Raw genomic sequence first — 20,751 nt, forward strand, 5'->3', positions numbered from 1 at the left:
CGGGCTTTTGCGTGTTGCGCCGTGCTCAGCGCTGGCCGCTGATCACGCTGGGGCGCGGCTTGAAGAACAGGCTTTCGCCTCGCACCAGACCGGCCAGGCTGTCATGGTCCTTGACCACTTCGGCCTCGATCAGCTCGTCCTGATCCTTGATCTTCAGGGTGATGCGGGTGATGGCCCCCAGCGGGCGGATGTCGCGGACTTCGGCCAGGCGGTGATCGCCCAGTTCACTGCGCGACAGCGAGACCTCGTGCGGACGGAACAGGATGTGCTGGTCGTCGCCCAGGTGCAGGCGGTTGGAGTCGCCGAGGAAGTGGTAGACGAACTCGCTGGCCGGTTGCTCGTAAACCTCGCCCGGCGCGCCGATCTGCTCGATCACGCCCTTGTTCATCACCACGATACGGTCGGCCACTTCCATGGCTTCTTCCTGGTCGTGGGTGACGAATACGCTGGTCAGGTGGATCTCCTCATGCAGGCGCGCCAGCCAGCGGCGCAGCTCCTTGCGCACCTTGGCATCCAGTGCGCCGAAGGGTTCGTCGAGCAGGAGGATCTTCGGCTGCACGGCCAGGGCACGGGCCAGGGCGATGCGCTGGCGCTGGCCGCCGGAGAGTTGCTCCGGGTAGCGGTCGGCCAGCCAGTCGAGCTGGACCATGTTGAGCAGCTCATGGACCTTCTCGGCGATGACCTTCTCGCTGGGGCGCTCCTTCTTGGGCTTCATGCGCAGGCCGAAGGCGACGTTGTCGAACACCGTCATGTGGCGGAACAGCGCGTAGTGCTGGAACACGAAACCGACGTTGCGGTCGCGCACATCGTGGCCGGAGACGTCTTCGCCGTGGAACACGATGTTGCCGGCATCCGGGGTTTCCAGACCGGCGATGATGCGCAGCAGGGTGGTCTTGCCGCAGCCGGAGGGGCCGAGCAGGGCGACCAGCTCGCCGCTGTTGATATCCAGATTGATGTTGTTCAGTGCGCGGAAGGCATTGAAGTTCTTGCTGACGTTACGGACTTCGATGGACATGCTTATTCCTCGTCGGCATTCGACTTGAGACGGGACAGACGCGCTTCGCTCCACTGCTTGAGCAGCAGGATGATCAGGGCCAGGGCCAGCAGCAGGCTGGCCACGCTGAAGGCGGCGACGTGGTTGTATTCGTTGTAGAGAATCTCGACATGCAGTGGCAGGGTGTTGGTCAGGCCGCGGATATGCCCGGAGACCACCGACACCGCGCCGAACTCACCCATGGCCCGGGCGGTACAGAGCACCACGCCGTAGATCAGGCCCCATTTGATGTTGGGCAGGGTGACGTGCCAGAACATCTGCCAGCCGTTGGCGCCGAGCAGGCGCGCGGCTTCTTCTTCCTGGGTGCCCTGTTCCTGCATCAGCGGGATCAGCTCGCGGGCAACGAAGGGCACGGTGACGAAGAGGGTGGCCAGGACGATGCCGGGGATGGCGAAGATGATCTGGATGTCGTGCTCCTGCAGCCAGCTGCCGAAGTAGCCCTGGGCGCCGAACAGCAGCACGTAGATCAGACCGGCGATCACCGGCGACACCGAGAACGGCAGGTCGATCAGGGTCACCAGCAGGCTCTTGCCCGTGAACTCGTACTTGCTCACGCACCAGGCGGCCGAGACGCCGAACACCAGGTTGAGCGGGACTGCGATGGCCACGGCCGTCAGTGTCAGCTTCAGCGCAGAGATCGCATCCGGTTCGAGGATGGCGGTGAAGAAGGTGCCCACACCTTGCTTGAAGGCTTCGCTCAGCACCACCAGCAGGGGCAGCAGCAGGAACAGGGCGAACACCAGCCAGGCGCCGGCGATCAGCAGGCGGCGGGCCAGCGGGTTGCCACGCCGGGCGGCATTGGCAGTCAGGGTTGCGGATGTCATGCCGGCCTCCTTATGGCGTTTGAATGCGGCGCTGCAGCAGGTTGATGGCCAGCAGCAGGATGAAGGAGACCACCAGCATCAGGACGCCGATGGCCGTGGCGCCGGTGTAGTCGTACTGGTCGAGCTTGACCATGATCAGCAGCGGCAGGATCTCGGTCTTCATCGGCATATTGCCGGCGATGAAGATCACCGAGCCGTATTCGCCCACGCCGCGGGCAAAGGCCAGGGCGAAACCGGTCAGCCAGGCCGGCAGCAGAACCGGCAACAGCACATGGCGGGCCACCTGCAGCGGCTTGGCGCCCAGGCAGGCGGCGGCCTCTTCGACCTCGCGGGGGATGTCCGCGAGCACCGGCTGCACCGTGCGCACCACGAAGGGCAGGGTGACGAAGGTCAGCGCCAGGGTGATGCCCAGCGGGGTGTAGGCGATCTTCAGACCGATGTCGGCGGCCAGGCTGCCGATCAGGCCCTTGGGCGCATAGAGCGCGGTGAGGGCGATGCCGGCCACGGCGGTGGGCAGGGCGAACGGCAGGTCGATCATGGCGTCGATGATCTTGCGGCCGGGGAAGGTGTAGCGCACCAGAACCCAGGCCAGCAGGGTGCCGATTACGCCATTGAGCAGCGCCGCAAAGAAGGCCGTGCTGAAGGAAAGTTTGAGCGCGGCGAGTACGCGCGGGGCACTGATCACCTGAATGAACTGCGCCCAGGTCAGGTCAGTGGTCTTGAGGAAAAGTGCACCCAGGGGAATCAGCACCAACAGGCTGAGGTACACCAAGGTGTAGCCCAGCGTCAGCCCGAAGCCGGGTATGACGGGGGAGATACGTCGCGACATCATCTGTCCTTACGTGGTGAAAACGGGGTGTCGTGGTCGAACCCGGATGCGCAGAAGGGAGGCTTGCGCCTCCCTTGCACGTCGCGCTCGAAACGAGCGCTAACCGTTCAGGCTTACTGGGCCTGGTAGATCTGGTCGAAGATGCCGCCATCGTTGAAGAACTTCGGCTGAGCGGTTTTCCAGCCGCCGAAATCCTTGTCGATGGTGACCAGCTTCAGATTGGGGAACTGCTGGGCGAACTCGGCAGCCACCTTCTCGTTACGCGGGCGGTAGAAGTTCTTCGCCGCAATGCGCTGACCTTCCTCGCTGTACAGGTACTGCAGGTAGGCTTCGGCGACCTTGCGGGTACCGTGCTTGTCGACGTTCTTGTCGACCACCGATACCGGCGGCTCGGCGAGGATCGACAGGCTCGGCGCGACGATCTCGAACTGATCACCACCCTGTTCCTTGAGGGCCAGGAAGGCTTCGTTTTCCCAGGCCAGCAGCACGTCGCCGATCTGGTTGTTGACGAAGGTGATGGTCGAGGCGCGGGCGCCGGTATCCAGTACCGGGACGTGCTGGTACAGCGCCTTGACGTATTCCTGAGCCTTGGCTTCGCTGCCGTAGTGCTGCTGAGCCCAGGCCCAGGCAGCGAGGAAGTTCCAGCGTGCACCGCCGGAGGTTTTCGGGTTCGGGGTGATGACTTCAACGCCTTCTTTGGTCAGGTCGCCCCAGTCCTTGATGTTCTTCGGGTTGCCCTTGCGGACCAGGAACACGATGGTCGAGGTGTAAGGCGTGCTGGCCTGCGGCAGGCGCTCCTGCCAGTTTTCCGGGATCAGTTTGCCCAGCTTGTGCAGTTCATCGATGTCACCGGCCAGGGCCAGGGTGACCACGTCGGCCTTGAGACCATCGATCACGGCGCGGGCCTGCTTGCCGGAGCCACCGTGGGACTGCTGAACGGTCACGGCTTCATTGCCCTGGGCGGTCCAGTGCTTGTTGAAAGCCTTGTTGTATTCGACATACAGCTCACGGGTCGGGTCGTAGGACACGTTGAGCAGAGTGGTTTGTGCCAGTGCCGGGGCGGCAAACAGGGCGGAAGCGATCAGGCTGAGGCTGAGGGTGCGAATGGACATGGCTATCTCCTGCGTGCGGCTCTTGGCGGCACGACTCATCTGTAATTGGGGTGTTGCGGTGATGCGTTGGCGAGGGCGTCTAGCGACACATTCGCTGGCAACAGCGACACAGATGCGGAGCGGTCTTGAGGTGCGTGTGCATGGTCGTGCTCTTCTTGTCAGTGGCTCGGTTCATGTCACGCCCTCTGGTGGTCCAGTCGGGCGGGAGGGATCGGTGATCCCGGGTCAGGCCTGGCGGCTGCTGGCCGCTTGCAGGCGGATTTTCTCTTTACGTTCGATCTGAACGATCTGGCTGTTGTGCACGGTGATCTCCACCGCGCCGAAGCGCAGGCCGTCCAGGGCGCGGACTATTTCGCGCAGCGGCTCCGGGGTTTCCGCTTCTTCGTTGGGCTGGACGCTCATGATGTTCTCCAGGGTATTCGCCAGTCATCGCTGGCTTGGAGCGCATACTAGGGGTTGGTTTGTAATACTTAAAAATACTTTTTTCTGCTTTTTATAGAATCTAAAGGAATATGAGGGTGTGATGTGTCTGCCATGCAGGAATGTAAATATGGTTATAAACAAATAGATATTTATTCTTTTTAGGTTATTAAGGTCGCCGCCTAGACTGCGCAGCATCACGTCGCAGCGGAGAGTCGCGATGACCACGCCCCCCCTTCATTACCTGATTGTTCCCGGCTGGCAGGGCTCGCCAGAGGAACATTGGCAATCGCACTGGCAGCGCGTGCTGCCCTCAGCATCGCGCGTCGAACAGGCCGACTGGCTGATGCCGGAGCGCGAAGCCTGGGTTGCCGAACTCGACAGAGCTATCGCGGCCGCGCCGGCCGACGTGGTGCTGATTGCCCATAGCCTGGGCTGCATCACGGTTGCGCACTGGGCGGCCGAGGCCGATGCCCTCGCTCTGGCCAGGGTACGCGGTGCGCTGCTGGTCGCGCCGGCGGATGTCGAACGGCCCAACTGCCCGCAGGCGCTGCAGGGCTTTGCGCCGATCAGCCGACAGCCGCTGCCCTTTCCCAGTCTGTTGATTGGCTCCAGCAACGACGCGGCGGCCAGCGCCGAGCGCGCCGGCGAATTGGCGGAGCAGTGGGGCAGCGGCTGGGCGATTCTGCCGCAGGCCGGGCACATCAACGTGAAGTCTGGCCACCGCACCTGGGAACAGGGTTTTGCCTGGCTCTACCGTCTGCAGGCGCGCATCGAGCGTGCCGCCAGGCGCCAGGCCTGAGGAGCAGCGCATGAGTATTCCACCCACGGCAGGCCTGCTCAGTTTTGCCGAAAACGACCGCAGCCCGCTGAGCATTCGCGCCCGCGCGCTGGTGTTCATCGATCCGCGCTCGCGCCGCCTGCGCGATGAAGTCGAGGTGCTGGCCGAGGGCGAGCAGCCGCTGCTGATCCGTGGCGAAACCGGTACCGGCAAGGAGCTGCTGGCCCGGCATATCCATCGGCAAAGCCAGCGCTCGGGATTGTTTGTGGCGGTCAACTGCGGCGCCCTGAGCAAGAACCATGGCGCTGCCGAGCTGTTCGGCCATGCCGGTGGCCGGCTGGTCGGGCCGAGCAGTCGTGCCGGTTGGCTGGGCTCGGCTCAGGGCGGCACGCTGTATCTGGATGAGATCGCCGATCTGTCACTGGCGCTGCAGTGGCGGCTGCTCAAAGTGCTGCAACTGAGGGAGGTGCAGCGTGAAGGCAGTCATCACAGTCTGCCGGTTGATGTGCGCCTGCTCGCGGCCAGTAGTCTGGACCTGTCGCTCGCGGTGCGTGCGGGCACTTTCGATGCCGAGTTGTTTGCCCTCTTGCAGCAGGGCGAGCTGCTGCTGCCGGCGCTGCGTGAGCGACCGGGCGACATTTTGCCGTTGGCCGAGTACTTCCTCGGCGTGTATGCCGACCGGCTCGATCTGCCGCTGCCCGAGTTGAGCGAGGTGGCTCAGGATGCGCTCCTGGCTCACCGCTGGCCGGGCAATACCCGAGAGCTGGAGAACGTGCTGCATTTTGCCTTGCTGGTCGGGCAGGGCGGGGTCATCGAGGTCAATGATCTGCAGTTGCCCGTTTGACGGGCTCAATGAAAAAGCCCCGCACTGCGGGGCTTTTTATGCGCGGTGAGTCTTACTCGGCCGTCTGCCCGACCCGTGCTTTGGGCTTGGGCGCGAAGCGCGCGGCCAGGCGCATGGTGCTCACTACCAGACGCTGATACAGCGCCGGCATCGAGCGCTGCATCAGGTCGGTGGCCACGGCATCGCCGCCGATCAGGATGCGCCGCTGGTTGCGCCGCACGCCGTTGAGGATGACCTCGGCGGCCTTCTCCGGCGTGGTGCGCAGCAACTGGTCGTGGAACTGGCTGCGGGCGGTGTCGGCGTCCTGACCGGTGACCTTGCTCAGGCTGTCGTTCATCCGCGCGGTCTTGGCAATGTTGGTCTTGATTCCACCCGGGTGTACGCAGCTGGCCGATACGCCACAGGCGTCCATGTCCAGTTCCTGGCGCAGGGCTTCGGTGAAGCCGCGCACGGCGAACTTGGTGGCGTTGTAGGCGCTCATACCCGGTTGGGCGAACAGGCCGAAGATGCTGGAGATGTTGACGATGTGGCCGTCGCCGGTGGCTTTCAGGTACGGCAGGAAAGCCTTGGTGCCGTGCATCACGCCCCAGAAGTTGATGTTCATGATCCACTCGTACTCGGCATAGTCGCTGCCTTCGACGGTGCCGGCGTGGGCGACACCGGCGTTGTTGAAGATCAGGTTGACCTTGCCGAACTCGCGCACCACTTCATCGGCCCAGGCATGTACGGCGGCACGATCGGCGACGTTGACCACGGTTTCCAGCACCTTCACACCCTGTTGGCGGGCCGCCTCGGCGGTTTCCTTGAGGCCGGCGGCATTCACGTCGGAGATCGCCAGATTGCAGCCCTGACCCGCGAGGTTCAGCGCCAGGGCGCGGCCGATGCCGGAGCCGGCACCGGTAATGGCTGCCACTTTGTTGATAAAGGAATTCATGCCAGAGCCTCCTCGGCCTTTTCGACTGGTTGGGTTTGCGCGGCCTGCACAGGTGCCAGCAAGGGATTGTCAACGCGACTGAAATGATAGGCTGCCGGATCGAAATGCCTGGTCAGCATGCGGAAGCGCCAGGTGAAGCTTGGCCACAGGCTGGTGTTGCGCCCACTGACCGGGTGCAGGTACCAGCTGTTGCAGCCACCGGCATTCCACACGCTGTGGCCCAGGCTGCTGTGTAGTTTGCCGTTGAAGGCGTCCTGCGCTTCGCGCTTGGGCTCCAGCGAGTCGAGGTTGCGTTCATTGAGCAGGTCGAGGGCGCCGAGGATGTACTGGATCTGCGATTCGATCATGTACACCATCGAGTTGTGGCCGAGGCCGGTATTCGGGCCCATCAGGAAGAACAGGTTGGGGAAGCCGGCGGTCATGGTGCCTTTGTAGGCTTCCGGGCCGTGCGGCCAGCTGTCGACCAGGTCGATGCCGTTGCGGCCGTGGATGGCTCCGCGTGGGATCGGGTCGGTCGGTGTGAAACCGGTGCCGAAGATGATGGCGTCGACCTCACGCTCGCTGCCGTCACTGGCCAGGATGCTGCCGGCGCGGATCTCGCTGATACCGTCGGTGATCACGTCGACGTTGGCCTGGGCCAGTGCCGGGTAGTAGTTGTTGGAGATCAGCACGCGCTTGCAGCCCATGATGTAGTCCGGGGTGACCTTGGCGCGCAGGACCGGGTCCTTGATCGAGCGGCCGATATGCCACTTGGCCACCAGCGAGGCCAGCTTCATCACCTTGGGTGCCCAGGCAAAGCCCAGCACGCGGCTTTCCAGCAGGGTGTAGATGCCGCCGCGCCAGAGTTTTTGCAGCAGCGGGAAACGCTTGAAGCGCTCGCGCTCGGACTCTTTGATCAGGCGGTCCGGCTTGGGCATGATCCAGGGCGCGGTGCGCTGGTACAGGTCGAGACGGGCTACTTCTTTCTGCAGCTCGGGGACGAACTGGATGGCCGAGGCGCCGGTGCCGATCACCGCCACGCGCTTGCCCTTGAGGTCGTAGTCGTGGTCCCACTGCTGGGAGTGGAAGACCATGCCCTTGAACTTCTCCAGACCCTTGAGCTTGGGAATCGACGGGATGGACAGGGCACCCATGCCGGAGACGACGAACTGTGCGCTGTAGTGATTACCGGCTTCGTCCTGGATACGCCACAGCTCGGCACGTTCATCCCACTGCAGCTGGGTGACGGTGGTATTGAGCAGGGTCTTGTCCTGCAGGTGGAAGTTTTCCCAGCAGCCTTCCAGGTAGCGCTTGATTTCCGGCTGTGGCGCGAACATGCGCGTCCAGTTCGGGTTGGGCGCGAAGGAGAAGGAGTACAGGTGCGATTGCACATCGCAGGCGCAACCTGGGTAGTGGTTGACGCGCCAGGTACCGCCAACACCGGCTTCCTTTTCAAAGATCAGGAAGTCCTGCTCGCCTTTCTGTTTCAGGCGAATGGCCATGCCGAGTCCGGAAAAGCCACTGCCGAGGATGGCAATCTTGCAATGGCGGGCAGCAAGCTCAGGTGAAGCGGGCGCGTTCATAACCAGTCTCCTGTTATCGTTATGGCTGGTGTATACAAGTGTCTACACGGTAGACGTGTGTATACTTCCCAGCAAGCCCCAATGCCACAAGCCAACCTAAGGTAGGGATATGGATGCAGAGGTCACCGCACAGCCACAGGCTGTGGAAAAAAACAGCGAGGCGCCCGGCAAGCGCCTGCTGATGGAGGCAGCGCTGCGCCTGACCTCAACCAGTCGCAGCCTCAGCAGCCTGGGGCTGCGTGAACTGGCGCGGGAGGCGGGGCTCAACCCCAATACCTTCTACCGGCACTTTCGTGACGTCGATGATCTGGGCCTGGCCGTCATTCGTGACATTTCCACCCAACTGCGCCAGCCGCTGCGGGCCCTGCGCCGTGAGGCGGCGGCGCGGGCCGATCAGCGGCAGAAACTGCGTCTGCCGAAACTGTTCGGCATCGACCTGGGCCGTGGCCGGCGGGTGACCCACGAGACGGTGCAGCTCTTCTTCGACTTCGTTGATCAGCACCCGGCAGCGTTTCTGATCGGGGTGCGCGAACTGCACGGGGCGTCGCCTGTGATGCGCGAAGCACTGTCGGCGGTGATGGCCGAGTTTGCCGAAGACATGGTCGAGGACATTCAGGACTTCAAGCTGCTGCCCAGCATCCTGGCCGAATATGAAGTGCGGCAGGTTACCCAACTGGTCAGTCAGACCCTGTTCCAGCAGTCGCTCGACTATCTCGGTCAGCCCGAGCGGCGCGAAGCCATCAGGCTCCTGGCCGAGGAGCAGATCATGCTGCTGTTCGCCGGCGCTGCCGTGTTGAAAAGCCTGGGGCAGCTCAATCTGCCGGCGTAGTGAAGCTGGCGGCTTAGGCCGCCAGCGAGCGGCTGGTTATTGCTGGTGAGGCTTGTCGAGGGCCTTGCACTGCATCTGTGGTGCTTCATAGCCCCAGACTACGGTGGTGATGTCCTTGCCTGCAGTCAGTGTTTCGTTGCGGCCGACGTAGTGCTGGCCACTGTCTGAGTCCTGCAGGAACATCAGCGAGCTGCTGTCGCCGAACTCGGCCACAACACTCTTGGGCTCGGTGGGGTAGAAGGTGGCGACCACTTCTTTGGCCGGGTTGCCGTCACAGGCGTAGTGAACCGGGCCCTTGCCGGCAATCAACTGATAGCGAGCCTGCAGCTCGGCGGTGCGCTGGCGATAGCTGTCAGCCACACAGGCATTCTTATCATCACTTTTCCAGCAGTCATTGCGACCTTTGATCCAACCACGCTGCTCGGCTTTTAGCAGGTTCGGGTGCTGGTTGGCGGCCTTCTGGCTGGCCGCTTTGTAAGCGTTGGCCAGTTTGACATCGAGATCGGTCAGTTCTGCGCTTTGGCAGACCAGTTCCTCGATGCTGCCTTTTTCGACCTTGCCGCAGTCGAAAGAGGGCGAAGTAGCATGCGCTTGCGGGTTGATAGATAGGCATGTGCATAGCAGGAACGCAGGCAAAAGTGGTTTGATCATCATCAATCTCCTTGCTGGTGGAAGACGGCGGCTTGGGCTCAGTTACCACTGGCCCCTGAGCACTTTGCGAGTCGCACTGCGAACCGCTTCAGGGTAGTCGGGCTGCATAAACCAGATCGCCGGGTGGTCACCCATCGTCAGTGCGCGTTGCGCGGGGGCAAGGTTGGTACGCATCAGTAGGATCACATCACTGCTGACCCAGGGGTGCCGATACCAGTAATGGTGGCCGGCAATCGTGACACCGCTTACCTGATGTCGGCTGGAGACATCCAGAAACATGATGTTCTCCAGGCTTTGCTGCTGGGCGAACTGGCGCAATTTGCCCTCTGCCTGAGTCGTGCCGATGCGAGGTCCTCCAGGCATGAGATGGCGGGCGTAGTTCAGTGCATCGTCCTGATCCGAGACAGTAATCATGACCTGTTCGGTCAACTGGCTGATGGCTGGTAGGCGTTCCTCGAAGAGTTCCTCAGGAACATCGGCGGCAGCGAATATCATCGCTCCGAGGCGGTAGCGTGCCTGCAGTTGTTCGCGGCTGAGACCTGGATGGCGTTCGGCGATGCGCTGCAGCGCCAGAGAGGCTACTCGCCCGCCGGCACTGTAGGCCACCAGATTGATCCGCTCTGCAGCCGTATGGCGGGCCAGCAGTTCGATCAACTGGCAGAGTGCCTGGCTGGACTGGCGGGCACGTTGTACATCGATACCCAGTAGATAGCTGAAGATGTTCTGGTGCGAGGGCCACGAGAATGCCAGCCCCACGAAGTCGCGACCGGCGAAGTGCACCAGTTCTCCGGTTAGTTCGTTGGCATTGGCGAAATCCACTTTCGCGCCATGCACGTAGATGATGATTTCCTTGTCTCGGGCCTTTTCCAACTCCAGGTTGATCGCGTCAACATAGGCCTGTGTGGTCTTGCTGAGGGGAGACTGGACCACTGGCGCCAGCGCTACGCTACTGGCCTCTTTGGTCTGCACGAGGTTGAGGGGGAGCTCATGGGAGCGTGTAGCGCTCAGAGAGGCGCTTCGCAGTTGAGGCCACTGACTTTGAGGGTCGCCCAAGCGCACCACGGATTGCCCGAGGTGCAGCTGGTTGCTGACGCCATTGCCATAGTGGCCTGCTTCAGGCTGACGGTTGGTGGCGTAAAACAGTGCCACATCGGGAATGCGTTCGTCGTCCGTGAGGTGCGCAAAGGGATCAATCGCCGCGCCTTGGTAAATGACGGGCGTCGACATCAGCGTCAGTGACGGCGGAGTAGCACACGCACTCAGTAAAAGCCCCAGCAGGGCGGTAATCAGTCGTAGTGAAGATAACCGAGGCATGGACGTTCCTGTCGGTGAGCCTGGCCATTCAATGTCCAGTGGCGAGTAGCCTGAGCCTGCCTGAAAAATACCTATACGTCAGCTAGCAGGCAGGGTCGGCTCAGACTGAACTTGCAGGTTTCTTCTTGATGGTTTTAACCAGATCTTCCGGGGTGATGAAGCCGACCATGCTGGCGTTGCTGCCCGGCTGTGGCTGGTTGAGGATGTGGCCCTTCATCTTGCCGATGATGTGCATCTCGCAGGGCTTGCAGTCGAACTTCAGGGTCAGCACTTCGTCCTGATGTATCAGCTGCATGTCCGCCACCTTGGTGCGCACGCCGGTAACGCCCTTGGCCTGCTTGGGGCACAGGTTGAAGGAGAAACGCAGGCAGTGCTTGGTGATCATCACCGGTACTTCGCCGGCTTCCTCGTGGGCCTCGTAAGCGGCGTCGATCAGCTGTACGCCAAAGCGCTGGTAGAAGGCGCGGGCTTTCTCGTTGTAGACGTTGGCGAGGAAGGTCAGGTGCGACTCGGGGTAGACCGGCGGCGGTACGCTGACCGCTTTGCGGCTGCCGCGCGGGTGAGCGGCTACGCGGGCTGCGGTCAGCGCTTCGATGGCCTCGCGGCGCAGGGCCTTGAGCTGCGAGTTGGGCACAAACAGGGCCTGCGGTGCGTCGATCTGCACATCGCTGGCGTAATAGAAGGTGGTGCCCAGCTTGCTCAGGGTGTCGGCCAGCTGCGCGCGGGCCTGTTCGGCATCCTTGGCCGGGCCGAAGGGGCCGGGCAGGCTGACCGTGGCAGTGCTGCCGTCTTCGCTGGTGACGGTCAGGCGCAGCTCGGCTTCGCGCAGTTCAGCCTGCCAACTGACGGCCACACGGCGCTCGGCGGAAGTCTTGAGCAGCGCCTGCTGCCAGTTGTGGTCGAGGTTGCGGTTGAGCACCTGATGCGGGCGCAGTTGCTTGAGTTCGGCCGGCATCTCGTTGGGCACCACGCGGTACTGCCACTGCGTGCTGCCTTCTTCCTCGACCTGCGCCAGTTGCTCCACGGTGTTGGCGCGGAAACCCACTACCTCACGCTTGATCAGTACATTGAGGCCGTCGCCGTTGTTGAGCTTTTCGGAGGTCTGCACGGTCAGGTCGTGCTTGCCCACCTTGAGCACTTCGCCCACCGGCAGGCCGACGAACTTGGGCGACTCGAAGGCGCCGATGTCGATCTTGCGGTCGGTGACGAAGTAGTCGGTGCTGCCGCGGTGGAAGGTCTTTTCCGTGTTCGGGGTGAAGAAGTGCTCGGTGCGGCCGCTGGAGCTGCGCGCCAGCTCGGGGCGCTGGGTGAGGATGGCATCCAGCTCCTGGCGGTAGTGAGCGGTGATGTTCTTCACGTAGCTCATATCCTTGTAGCGGCCCTCGATCTTGAACGAGCGCACGCCGGCATCGACCAGATGGATCAGGTTGGCGGTCTGGTTGTTGTCCTTCATCGACAGCAAGTGTTTCTCAAAGGCCACCACGCGCCCCTGATCATCTTTCAGGGTGTAGGGCAGGCGGCAGGCCTGCGAGCAGTCACCGCGGTTAGCGCTGCGGCCGGTCTGTGCATGGGAGATGTTGCACTGGCCGGAGAAGGCCACGCACAGGGCACCGTGGATGAAGAACTCGACAGCAGCATCGACGCTTTCACTGATGGCGCGGATCTGCTGCAGGTTCAGCTCGCGTGCCAGGACGATCTGCGAAAAGCCGGCCTGGGAAAGAAACCTGGCCTTGTCCAGAGTGCGGATATCGCACTGGGTGCTGGCATGCAGCTCGATCGGCGGGATGTCCATTTCCATCACGCCCATGTCCTGTACGATCAGCGCATCCACGCCGGCGTCGTAGAGCTGGTGGATCAGCTGGCGAGCCGGCTCGACTTCGTCGTCGTGCAGGATGGTGTTGATGGTGACGAAGACCTTGGCGTGGAACAGGTGGGCAAACTCCACCAGACCGGCAATGTCCGCCACGCTGTTGCTGGCGTTGTGCCGCGCGCCGAAGCTCGGCCCGCCGATGTACACGGCGTCGGCGCCATGCAGAATGGCTTCCCTGGCGATGGCGGCATCGCGTGCGGGGCTGAGCAGTTCGAGGTGGTGCTTGGGCAGGGACATGGTTTCGGGCTTCGGCTGGGGATCGGTGAACAGCCGGGCATTTTAGCGTGAAAGCTGGTGATGTCGTTGCTTAAAGCGGCAGGTGGTCTGGCATCCGTCGTATACCCTCACAGATTCGCCTGCGCCAGAAGGGCGTAGCCCAGCACAGTCAGTGACCATGCACTGCCAGGGCCAAAACACAGGCGCCAGATGCGAGTGTGCGGGTCAAAGCCTACTCCGTGCACAAAACCGGCGGACACGCCCCACATCACCAACATCAGTAGGCTGTGGCTGTAGCGGCCTTGCTCATCGAGCATGGCCGCCGGGTGGATCAACAGCAGCAACGCCAGTGGTGTGGCCAGTAGCAGCGACAGGCCGCGACTGGCCGGATGTTGCCACCAGGCGCGCGGGTCAGTCGTCACCCGCTGGTTCCTCATCGAGGTTTTGCGTGGTTTCGAGCCAAAGGGCATTGATGATGCCGAAGCTGCAGGCCAACAGAACGCCCAGAATCCAGGTGAAATACCACATGGTGAATCTCCTCAATACAGCCCGTGGCTGTTCTGTTCGATATGCGCGGTAGTGACCTTGCCCCACATCTTGGCGTAGCTCCACAGGGTGTAAGCCAGGATCAGCGGTACGAAGATGCAGGCAGCGACAAACATGATGCCCAGAGTCTTATGGCTGGAGACCGCGTCCCATACGGTCAGGCTGGAATTGAGGTCCAGGCTTGACGGCATCACAAAGGGGAACAGGGCAAAACCGGCGGTGCACAGCACGCCAGTAATGGCCAGGCTCGAACCCAGAAAGGCTAAGGCGCCACGTTGGCTGCGTGCTGCCAGCAAGGCCAGAAGGCCACCGATAATGCCGCAGAGCGGAGCCAGTTGGGTCAGCGGATAGGCTGTGTAATTGGCCAGCCAACCCGAATTGCCCTGAGCAACGCTTTTGCTCAGGGGGTTGATAGCCGCGTTGATGTCGAGACCTGCTGCCAGAACATAGCCGTTGATGTTTCCCAGCCAGAGCCAGGCTCCTGCACCGATGAAACTCGCCAGGAATACCAGGGCAGTCACCAGGGCTGCCTGCTGACTGCGCCGGGCAATATCGCCCTCACTGCGCATCATCAGCCAGGTGGCACCATGTAGCAGCAGCATGCTCAGGCTGACCACGCCGGCCAGCAGACCGAAGGGGTTCAGCAGTTGCCAGAAACTACCGTGATAGCTGACACGCAGAGTGTCATCAAACTGGAATGGCACGCCTAGCAGGAGGTTGCCAAAGGCTACGCCGAAGACCAGAGAAGGCACGATGCCTCCGATGCACAATCCCCAGTCCCAGCTTTGCCGCCAGCGAGTGTTCTCCAGCTTACTGCGGTAGTCGAAGCCGACCGGCCTGACGAACAGTGCGAACAACACCAGCAACATGGCCCAGTAGAAACCAGAGAATGAGGCGGCATAAACCAATGGCCATGCTGCGAACAAGGCGCCCCCTGCTGTGATCAGCCAGACCTGGTTGCCGTCCCAGTGCGGGGCAATGGTGTTGATGATCACTCGTCGTTCACTGTCGTTGCGGCCGACGAAAGTCAGCAAGGCGGCTGCGCCCAGATCAAAACCGTCAGTCAGGGCAAAACCAATCAGCAGTACGCCGACCAATACCCACCAGATCAGCTTGAGGCTTTCATAGTCGAACATAGTGCTCTCCTCAGGCGTGAGCCGGCTGTTGCTGTTCGAAGTGGTAGCGACCCGTGTGCAGGCTGGATGGCCCAAGGCGCGCAAACTTGATCATCAGGTACATCTCGATCACCAGCAGAACGCTGTAGAAGGCGACCAGTGCAATCAGAGAACCCCAGACATCGGCACTCGACACGCTGGAAGCCGATAGATGCGTGGGCAGTACTTCACCAATGGACCAGGGTTGACGGCCATGCTCGGCTACGTACCAGCCAGTCTGTGCAGCAATCCAAGGCAGGGGAAGGCTCCACAGCGCCCATTTCAGTAGCCAGGGTTTGCGCTCTTCGTTTTTCTTCGCAGAGGCCCAGAAGGCACACACGAACAAGGCCAGCATGAGGAAACCCGAGGCGACCATGATGCGGAAGCTCCAGAACAGGCTGAACACATTGGGAATGGTGTCCAAGGCTGCCTGCTTGATCTGCTGTTCTGTCGCATCGACCACGGCTGGGGTGTATTTCTTCAGCAAAAGCCCGTAGCCCAGATCCTGCTTGACCTTGTTGAAGGCTTCGAGGGTGGCGTCGGACTTGTCACCTACCCGCAGTTTTTCCAGCAGCGCATAGGCCTCCATGCCCGTGCGGATGCGTAGCTCATGCTCGGCCACCAGTTGCTTGATGCCCTTGACTTCGGTGTCCAGCGAGCGCGTGGCAATCAGGCCCAGAGCGTAGGGAATCTTGATGGCGTAGTCAGTGCGCATCTCTTCCTGATTGGGAATGCCGAAGAGGGTGAAGCCGGCTGGGGCAGGGTGGGTTTCCCACTCTGCTTCGATGGCGGCCAGTTTTGTTTTCTGCACGTCGCCGATTTCGTAGCCGGACTCGTCGCCCAGTACGATCACAGAGAGGATCGATGCCAGGCCAAAGGCCGAGGCAATGGCAAAGGAGCGGCGGGCAAAACCCTGATCGCGCTTTTTCAGCAGGTAGTAGCTGGAGATTGCCAGGACAAAAATAGCCCCGGTGACATAGCCGGCGGCAACGGTGTGGACGAACTTGACCTGAGCGACCGGGTTGAACAGCAGGGCGCCGAAGTCGGTCAGCTCCATACGCATGGTTTCAAAGTTGAATTCAGCACCTACCGGGTTCTGCATCCAGCCATTGGCAATCAGGATCCACAGTGCCGACATGTTCGAGCCGATGGCTACCAGCCAGGTGACTGCCAGGTGCTGAACCTTGGACAAACGATCCCAGCCGAAGAAGAATAGGCCGATGAAAGTCGATTCGAGGAAAAACGCCATCAGGCCTTCAATGGCCAGTGGGGCGCCGAAGATGTCTCCGACATAGTGGCTGTAGTAAGCCCAGTTTGTGCCGAACTGAAACTCCATGGTCAGTCCGGTGGTGACGCCGAGGGCGAAGTTGATACCAAACAGCTTGCCCCAGAACTTGACCATGTCGCGGTAGACCTGTTTGCCGGTCATCACATAGACCGACTCCATGATTGCAAGCAGAAAGGACAACCCCAAGGTCAGGGGTACAAAAAGGAAGTGGTACATCGCGGTCATGGCAAATTGCAGACGCGATAAGTCGACGACGGTTTCCGAGATCATCTCGGTTTCTCCTCGGCAAGGGCTGAAGACGGGGCGGTATTGAAGAGGTGCTGGCTGGTGCGCTGGATACCGTCATGCGGGACGGTAGGGGCATCAAACCAGATGGATTTGATGACCAGTAGTACTGCGACTTTGAGCACCACAATGGCTGCGATCTCGCGGGCCAGAGGCAAGCGCCAGAATGAGCGGCGTTCGTCGGGCATTGGTGACTTGGCTCGTGTCTGGAATTCGGATTGCACTATAGGACAGGAAATTCTTTCACCCGGGCAGATGACCCGGCGCCGCGTGACCGAATGCCACAGGTGGACTCTGGCTTGACTCTGTGGCATGGGTACGCAAAGGCGGCGTAGTAGTTCGTTCGGCAGCTGCCTGTTCACTCGAAAACGGGTAGGGAGGGCGTCATTATCGGCTTGTTGGCCGCTTGCCAGGCGTCGAAACCGCCTTGAATCGAATGAACCTTCAGATATCCCATGTCTGCCAGTGAACAGGCCGCCAGTGCTGCACGCCCGCTGGTTTTGCAATACAGCACCAACGCGAGATCGCGTGGACACAGCTCCGGGCTGTTGCTGAGCTTGAACTCAAGTAGGCCGCGCGGAATATTGATCGCTCCCGGAATATGCCCAGCCTGGTATTCGTCCGGTTCGCGCACATCAATCACTGCATCGGCTTCACGGATTAGCAGTTGCGCCTCCTCCAGATTGATCTCGTCTATACGGCTGCGGGCCTCTTCTACCAGGTCGTGAGCGGTTTTCATGATGTTTTCCTGTCGCTAGGGGCATGTTCGAGTGTGCAGCGCGTCAGCTCCGGAGCCAGGGTTTTAAGGGCGTGGAACTGGCTGATGAACACCTGGCCGCCGAAACGATCGAGGAAGTCCGAACGACGTAGCTGATCCATTACCGGTCCCTTGACTTCGGAAAGGTGCAATTGAACTCCTGCCGTGTGCAGGCGCTCGACGATAGCCTCCAGAGAGTCCAGCGCGCTCGCATCGATGAGGTTGACACCGGGGCACATCAGCACAAGATGACGTACCTGCGGACGTGTGGCGATCAGCTCGCTTATGCGTTCTTCCAGATAGCGTGCGTTGGGGAAATAGAGGCTCTCATCGACCCTGAGCGAAAGTACGCTGGGTGATTCGATGACGTCGAAACGCTGCACATTACGGAAGTGTTCAGTTCCCGGAACCTGGCCGACCACGGCCATGTGTGGCTTGCTGGTGCGATACAGAAACAGCAGCAGAGAAAGGCCGACGCCAATCAGGATGCCGGCTTCAACACCGATAAAGAGTACGCCCAGCAAGGTGGCGAGTTGGGCCAGTCCATCCTGCTTTGAGTACTGCCAGGTTCGTTTCAATGAGCCTAGATCGACCAGGCTGAGCACGGCGACAATGATGGTTGCGGCCAGCACTGCTTGAGGCAGGTTATGCAGCAGCGGCGTCAGCAGGAGCGCGCTGAGGGCAATCCCGGCTGCAGTGAAAACACCTGCCATGGGTGTTTGCGCACCGGCGTCATAGTTGACCACCGAGCGGGCGAAGCCTCCCGTCACGGGGAAACCGCCGCTGAAGGCCGCACTCAGATTGGCTGCGCCTAGACCCAGCAGTTCACTGTCCGGCTCAATGCGCTGGCGGCGTTTTGCCGCTAGGGTCTGACCGACCGAGACTGACTCGACAAAGCCGACCAGACTAATCAGCAAGGCTGCAGGCAATAGCTGTAATGCCAGCTGCCAATCCAATGCCGGCAGGCTGAAGGCCGGTAACCCTTGGGGAATAGTGCCTACGACTTTAACGCCACTCTGCTCGAGATGCAGAGCACTGACGGCAAGAATGGTAATCACGATGGCCAGTACGGGGCCTGCTTTGGCCACATTGCCAGCTACCTTGGCGTTCAGGCCTAGCTTCTGAAGCAGTGGTTTCAGCTGGCTGCGCGCCCACCAGAGCCAGCCAATGCTGAGCAGGCCAATCAATAAGGTTGGTCCATGCGTTTCAGGCAGCGCGCTGACGAGGCCGGGTATCAGTTGTACAAGACTTTCCCCCGAGACAGAAATTCCCAGCACATGCTTCAGCTGACCGATGGCGATCAGTAGGCCAGAAGCGCTGATAAAACCTGAAATCACGGGGTGACTGAGGAAGTTGGCTATGAAGCCCAAACGCAAAACCGCCATCAAGGTCAGGATCAGGCCAGACATCAGGGCTAGCAGCATGGCTGCCGCAAGGTAACTGGGACCTCCTTGTGGAAACAGCGGCTGTAGCGTGGCGGCAGTCATCAGTGACACAACGGCCACCGGGCCAACCGCGAGGGTACGGCTTGAGCCAAAAATGGCGTAGAGCACCAAGGGTAGTAGGCTGGCGTACAGTCCATGCACAGGTGGTAAGCCGGCGAGCATTGCATATGCCAGGCTTTGAGGTATGAGCATCAGTGTGACGATCAGAGCGGCCATTCCGTCCTGCGCAGCATGGCCTCGATCGTAGTGACGCCCCCACTCCAGGCAGGGCAGCCAGCGGTTGATGCTCATTTCCGTTGTTCCTGTTCAAAGTTGCAGGCGGCGGGAGCATCAACTGGCAGGGGCTCGTGGGGGAGACGCTTTGGTTCCGCCAGCCACTCACGTCCACGCAGCATCATGTCGAAGTAGATGCTGGGCATCATCTTCACTTTAAGGTCCCAGGCCAGGCGACGTGGTACGGCCGGGTCGAGTGGGAATGTAGGCAGTAGCTTGCCGCCATAGCCGAACTCGGCAAGTACCACCTTGCCTCGCTCGACCGTTAGCGGGCAGGAACCGTAGCCGTCGTAGAGCGCACGCGGCCCTTTGCCTGCGAGCACGGCAAGGACGTTCTCGGCAACGACCGGTGCCTGCTTGCGAACTGCTGCAGCCGTCTTGGCATTGGGCGCAGCACAAACATCGCCGAGGCTGAATATGTTGCCAAAGCGCGGGTGGCGGAGAGTCTCATGATCCGCCTCGACCCAGCCGTCGGTATTGGCCAGCGGGCTCTGACGGATAAATTCGGGAGCCCGTTGTGGCGGTACGGCGTGCAGAAAATCGAAGGTCTTCTCGATCTCCCGGCTATTGCCTTGCGCATCGACCTGCTTGAACCAGGCCTTGTGGCCCGGACCGTCAACGGCAAGGAGGGTGGTGTTGAAGTTAAGGTGAGCGCCGTATCGCTCGATATACTGCATCAGCGGTGGCACGAAGGTCGGTACCCCGAACAACACGGCACCGGCTGAACAGAAGTCGACTTCGATATTCGGCAGAACGCCTTCCTTCAACCACCAGTCGCAGGAAAGATACATGGCCTTCTGCGGCGCGCCTGCACATTTGATCGGCATCGGCGGTTGGGTGAACAGGGCACGACCCTGCCGCAGGTTCTGCACCAGTTGCCAAGTATAGGGTGCCAGCTCGAACTGGTAGTTGGACGTTACGCCGTGTTTGCCCAGTGTGGATTTGAGCCCTTCAATCGCGTCCCAATTCAGCGTCAGGCCTGGGCAGACGATAAGTACGCGATAGCCGATACGGTTGCCATCTTCCAGTACTACTCTTTGCTGGTCTGGTTCGAACCCGGCCACCGCTGCGCGAATCCATTGAGCGCCTTGAGGAATGCATCGACCCATGGCGCGTTCCGTGCGCGCGCGGTCGAAAATTCCGCCACCTACCAGTGTCCAACCAGGTTGATAGTAGTGCTGGTCGCGTGGCTCAACGATGGCGATGCGCAGATCCGGATCGCGTCTCAGCAGGCTGGCGCTGACGGCACAGCCAGCAGCACCGCCACCGACGACCAGCACGTCATAGCGCTGTGTGGGTGTCATGCTGGCCTGCGGAGTTCTGATGGGTGCTTTGTGCCAGCGCTCTTCCAGACGTTGTGTCAGGCCGGTCAGGTCGAAGCCTGCCTCGTGTGCCGTGGCGAGGATGGTCTGAGGGTCCAGGTGATGGGCCTCGCTCAGGGCCCACAGGCTAGTCGAACGGGTACCTGTTCGGCAGAAGGCCAGTACAGGGCCGCGGAGGCGGTTAAGTAAGTCGCCGAAGGCATTGACGTCACCATCACCGATTTGTCCAGAGAGTACCGGCAGGTAGTGATAGTCGAGGCCATTGCTTTGCGCGGCTGCTTGCATTTCTGCGGAGGTTGGCTGGCCTTCGCCCTCTCCATCCGGACGGTTGTTGATCACACTGCGGTAACCGGCAGCGGCCAGAGTGCCCATGTCGGCAGCTTGCAGTTGAGCCGAAACGGCGATGAAGGGCGTAAGGCGCTTGAGAGAGTCCATGATGTC

Annotated in this window: 21 protein-coding genes; 3 read left to right on the plus strand and 18 right to left on the minus strand. The window is 61.2% G+C overall.

Going from position 1 to position 20,751, the window contains the following annotated elements:
* Positions 1–25: 25 nt before the first annotated feature.
* The 5 genes from CK486_RS03360 to CK486_RS03380 form a co-directional block, all read right to left on the minus strand.
* Positions 26–1,015 carry a sulfate/molybdate ABC transporter ATP-binding protein gene (locus CK486_RS03360; RefSeq protein ID WP_095938854.1) on the minus strand — a complete coding sequence of 330 codons (990 nt, stop codon included), beginning with the start codon at positions 1,013–1,015 and terminating at the stop codon, positions 26–28.
* Between the two features lie 2 nt (positions 1,016–1,017).
* On the minus strand, positions 1,018–1,878 hold the full coding sequence (gene cysW / locus CK486_RS03365) for a sulfate ABC transporter permease subunit CysW (protein WP_095938855.1): 861 nt from the start codon (positions 1,876–1,878) through the stop codon (positions 1,018–1,020).
* Between the two features lie 10 nt (positions 1,879–1,888).
* Complete coding sequence (cysT, locus tag CK486_RS03370; protein WP_095938856.1) at positions 1,889–2,707, minus strand: sulfate ABC transporter permease subunit CysT; 819 nt, start codon at positions 2,705–2,707, stop codon at positions 1,889–1,891.
* Between the two features lie 113 nt (positions 2,708–2,820).
* Entirely contained in the window at positions 2,821–3,819 is a 999-nt protein-coding gene (locus CK486_RS03375; RefSeq protein WP_095938857.1) for a sulfate ABC transporter substrate-binding protein, read from the minus strand.
* A gap of 225 nt (positions 3,820–4,044) precedes the next feature.
* A complete protein-coding gene (locus tag CK486_RS03380) occupies positions 4,045–4,221 on the minus strand; it encodes a DUF2292 domain-containing protein (RefSeq protein WP_095938858.1) in 177 nt (58 codons plus the stop codon).
* Between the two features lie 238 nt (positions 4,222–4,459).
* Here CK486_RS03380 and CK486_RS03385 point away from each other — a divergent pair, with 238 nt between their 5' ends.
* Together CK486_RS03385 and CK486_RS03390 are read left to right on the plus strand one after the other, a co-directional pair.
* Complete coding sequence (locus CK486_RS03385; RefSeq protein WP_095938859.1) at positions 4,460–5,041, plus strand: alpha/beta hydrolase; 582 nt, start codon at positions 4,460–4,462, stop codon at positions 5,039–5,041.
* A gap of 10 nt (positions 5,042–5,051) precedes the next feature.
* Entirely contained in the window at positions 5,052–5,864 is an 813-nt protein-coding gene (locus CK486_RS03390) for a sigma 54-interacting transcriptional regulator (RefSeq protein ID WP_095938860.1), read from the plus strand.
* A 52-nt stretch (positions 5,865–5,916) separates the two neighbouring features.
* Here CK486_RS03390 and CK486_RS03395 read toward each other — a convergent pair whose 3' ends face one another.
* Both CK486_RS03395 and CK486_RS03400 read right to left on the minus strand, forming a co-directional pair.
* Positions 5,917–6,798, minus strand: coding sequence for an SDR family oxidoreductase (locus CK486_RS03395; protein ID WP_095938861.1), 882 nt, complete (start codon positions 6,796–6,798; stop codon positions 5,917–5,919).
* Positions 6,795–8,360 (minus strand): NAD(P)/FAD-dependent oxidoreductase, encoded by a 1,566-nt coding sequence (locus CK486_RS03400; protein WP_095938862.1) that lies wholly within the window; start codon positions 8,358–8,360, stop codon positions 6,795–6,797. The genes CK486_RS03395 and CK486_RS03400 overlap by 4 nt, the downstream gene beginning before the upstream one ends.
* Positions 8,361–8,469: 109 nt before the next feature.
* Here CK486_RS03400 and CK486_RS03405 point away from each other — a divergent pair, with 109 nt between their 5' ends.
* Positions 8,470–9,189 carry a TetR family transcriptional regulator gene (locus tag CK486_RS03405; protein ID WP_095938863.1) on the plus strand — a complete coding sequence of 240 codons (720 nt, stop codon included), beginning with the start codon at positions 8,470–8,472 and terminating at the stop codon, positions 9,187–9,189.
* A 36-nt stretch (positions 9,190–9,225) separates the two neighbouring features.
* On the opposite strand, the gene CK486_RS03410 is transcribed toward CK486_RS03405, so the two are convergent.
* The 11 genes from CK486_RS03410 to CK486_RS03460 all read right to left on the minus strand — a co-directional run bounded on the left by CK486_RS03410 (position 9,226) and on the right by CK486_RS03460 (position 20,745).
* The gene (locus CK486_RS03410; RefSeq protein WP_218192087.1) at positions 9,226–9,840 is read right to left on the minus strand and encodes a lysozyme inhibitor LprI family protein; all 615 of its coding nucleotides are present in this window, start codon (positions 9,838–9,840) and stop codon (positions 9,226–9,228) included.
* 42 nt (positions 9,841–9,882) lie between these two features.
* Positions 9,883–11,067 carry an alpha/beta hydrolase gene (locus tag CK486_RS03415; RefSeq protein ID WP_176481634.1) on the minus strand — a complete coding sequence of 395 codons (1,185 nt, stop codon included), beginning with the start codon at positions 11,065–11,067 and terminating at the stop codon, positions 9,883–9,885.
* Between the two features lie 187 nt (positions 11,068–11,254).
* Entirely contained in the window at positions 11,255–13,261 is a 2,007-nt protein-coding gene (locus CK486_RS03420) for a U32 family peptidase (protein WP_095938866.1), read from the minus strand.
* A gap of 107 nt (positions 13,262–13,368) precedes the next feature.
* Complete coding sequence (locus tag CK486_RS03425) at positions 13,369–13,662, minus strand: cyd operon YbgE family protein (RefSeq protein ID WP_256574347.1); 294 nt, start codon at positions 13,660–13,662, stop codon at positions 13,369–13,371.
* Positions 13,652–13,768, minus strand: a complete 117-nt coding sequence (gene cydX, locus CK486_RS03430) for a cytochrome bd-I oxidase subunit CydX (RefSeq protein WP_095938868.1) — start codon at positions 13,766–13,768, stop codon at positions 13,652–13,654. Before cydX ends, CK486_RS03425 begins: the two co-directional genes overlap by 11 nt.
* Positions 13,769–13,779: 11 nt before the next feature.
* Entirely contained in the window at positions 13,780–14,922 is a 1,143-nt protein-coding gene (gene cydB, locus CK486_RS03435) for a cytochrome d ubiquinol oxidase subunit II (protein ID WP_095938869.1), read from the minus strand.
* 10 nt (positions 14,923–14,932) lie between these two features.
* Positions 14,933–16,498: a cytochrome ubiquinol oxidase subunit I gene (locus CK486_RS03440; protein ID WP_095938870.1), complete on the minus strand. Its 1,566-nt coding sequence runs from the start codon at positions 16,496–16,498 to the stop codon at positions 14,933–14,935.
* Positions 16,495–16,701: a cytochrome oxidase putative small subunit CydP gene (gene cydP, locus CK486_RS03445; RefSeq protein WP_095938871.1), complete on the minus strand. Its 207-nt coding sequence runs from the start codon at positions 16,699–16,701 to the stop codon at positions 16,495–16,497. The genes CK486_RS03440 and cydP overlap by 4 nt, the downstream gene beginning before the upstream one ends.
* A gap of 170 nt (positions 16,702–16,871) precedes the next feature.
* Positions 16,872–17,252 (minus strand): rhodanese-like domain-containing protein, encoded by a 381-nt coding sequence (locus CK486_RS03450; RefSeq protein WP_095938872.1) that lies wholly within the window; start codon positions 17,250–17,252, stop codon positions 16,872–16,874.
* Positions 17,249–19,006 (minus strand): SulP family inorganic anion transporter, encoded by a 1,758-nt coding sequence (locus CK486_RS03455; RefSeq protein WP_095938873.1) that lies wholly within the window; start codon positions 19,004–19,006, stop codon positions 17,249–17,251. The genes CK486_RS03450 and CK486_RS03455 overlap by 4 nt, the downstream gene beginning before the upstream one ends.
* The gene (locus tag CK486_RS03460) at positions 19,003–20,745 is read right to left on the minus strand and encodes a bifunctional protein tyrosine phosphatase family protein/NAD(P)/FAD-dependent oxidoreductase (RefSeq protein WP_095938874.1); all 1,743 of its coding nucleotides are present in this window, start codon (positions 20,743–20,745) and stop codon (positions 19,003–19,005) included. Before CK486_RS03460 ends, CK486_RS03455 begins: the two co-directional genes overlap by 4 nt.
* Positions 20,746–20,751: the final 6 nt, after the last annotated feature.

This window comes from Pseudomonas sp. HAR-UPW-AIA-41, assembly GCF_002304225.1.
GTDB lineage: Bacteria > Pseudomonadota > Gammaproteobacteria > Pseudomonadales > Pseudomonadaceae > Aquipseudomonas.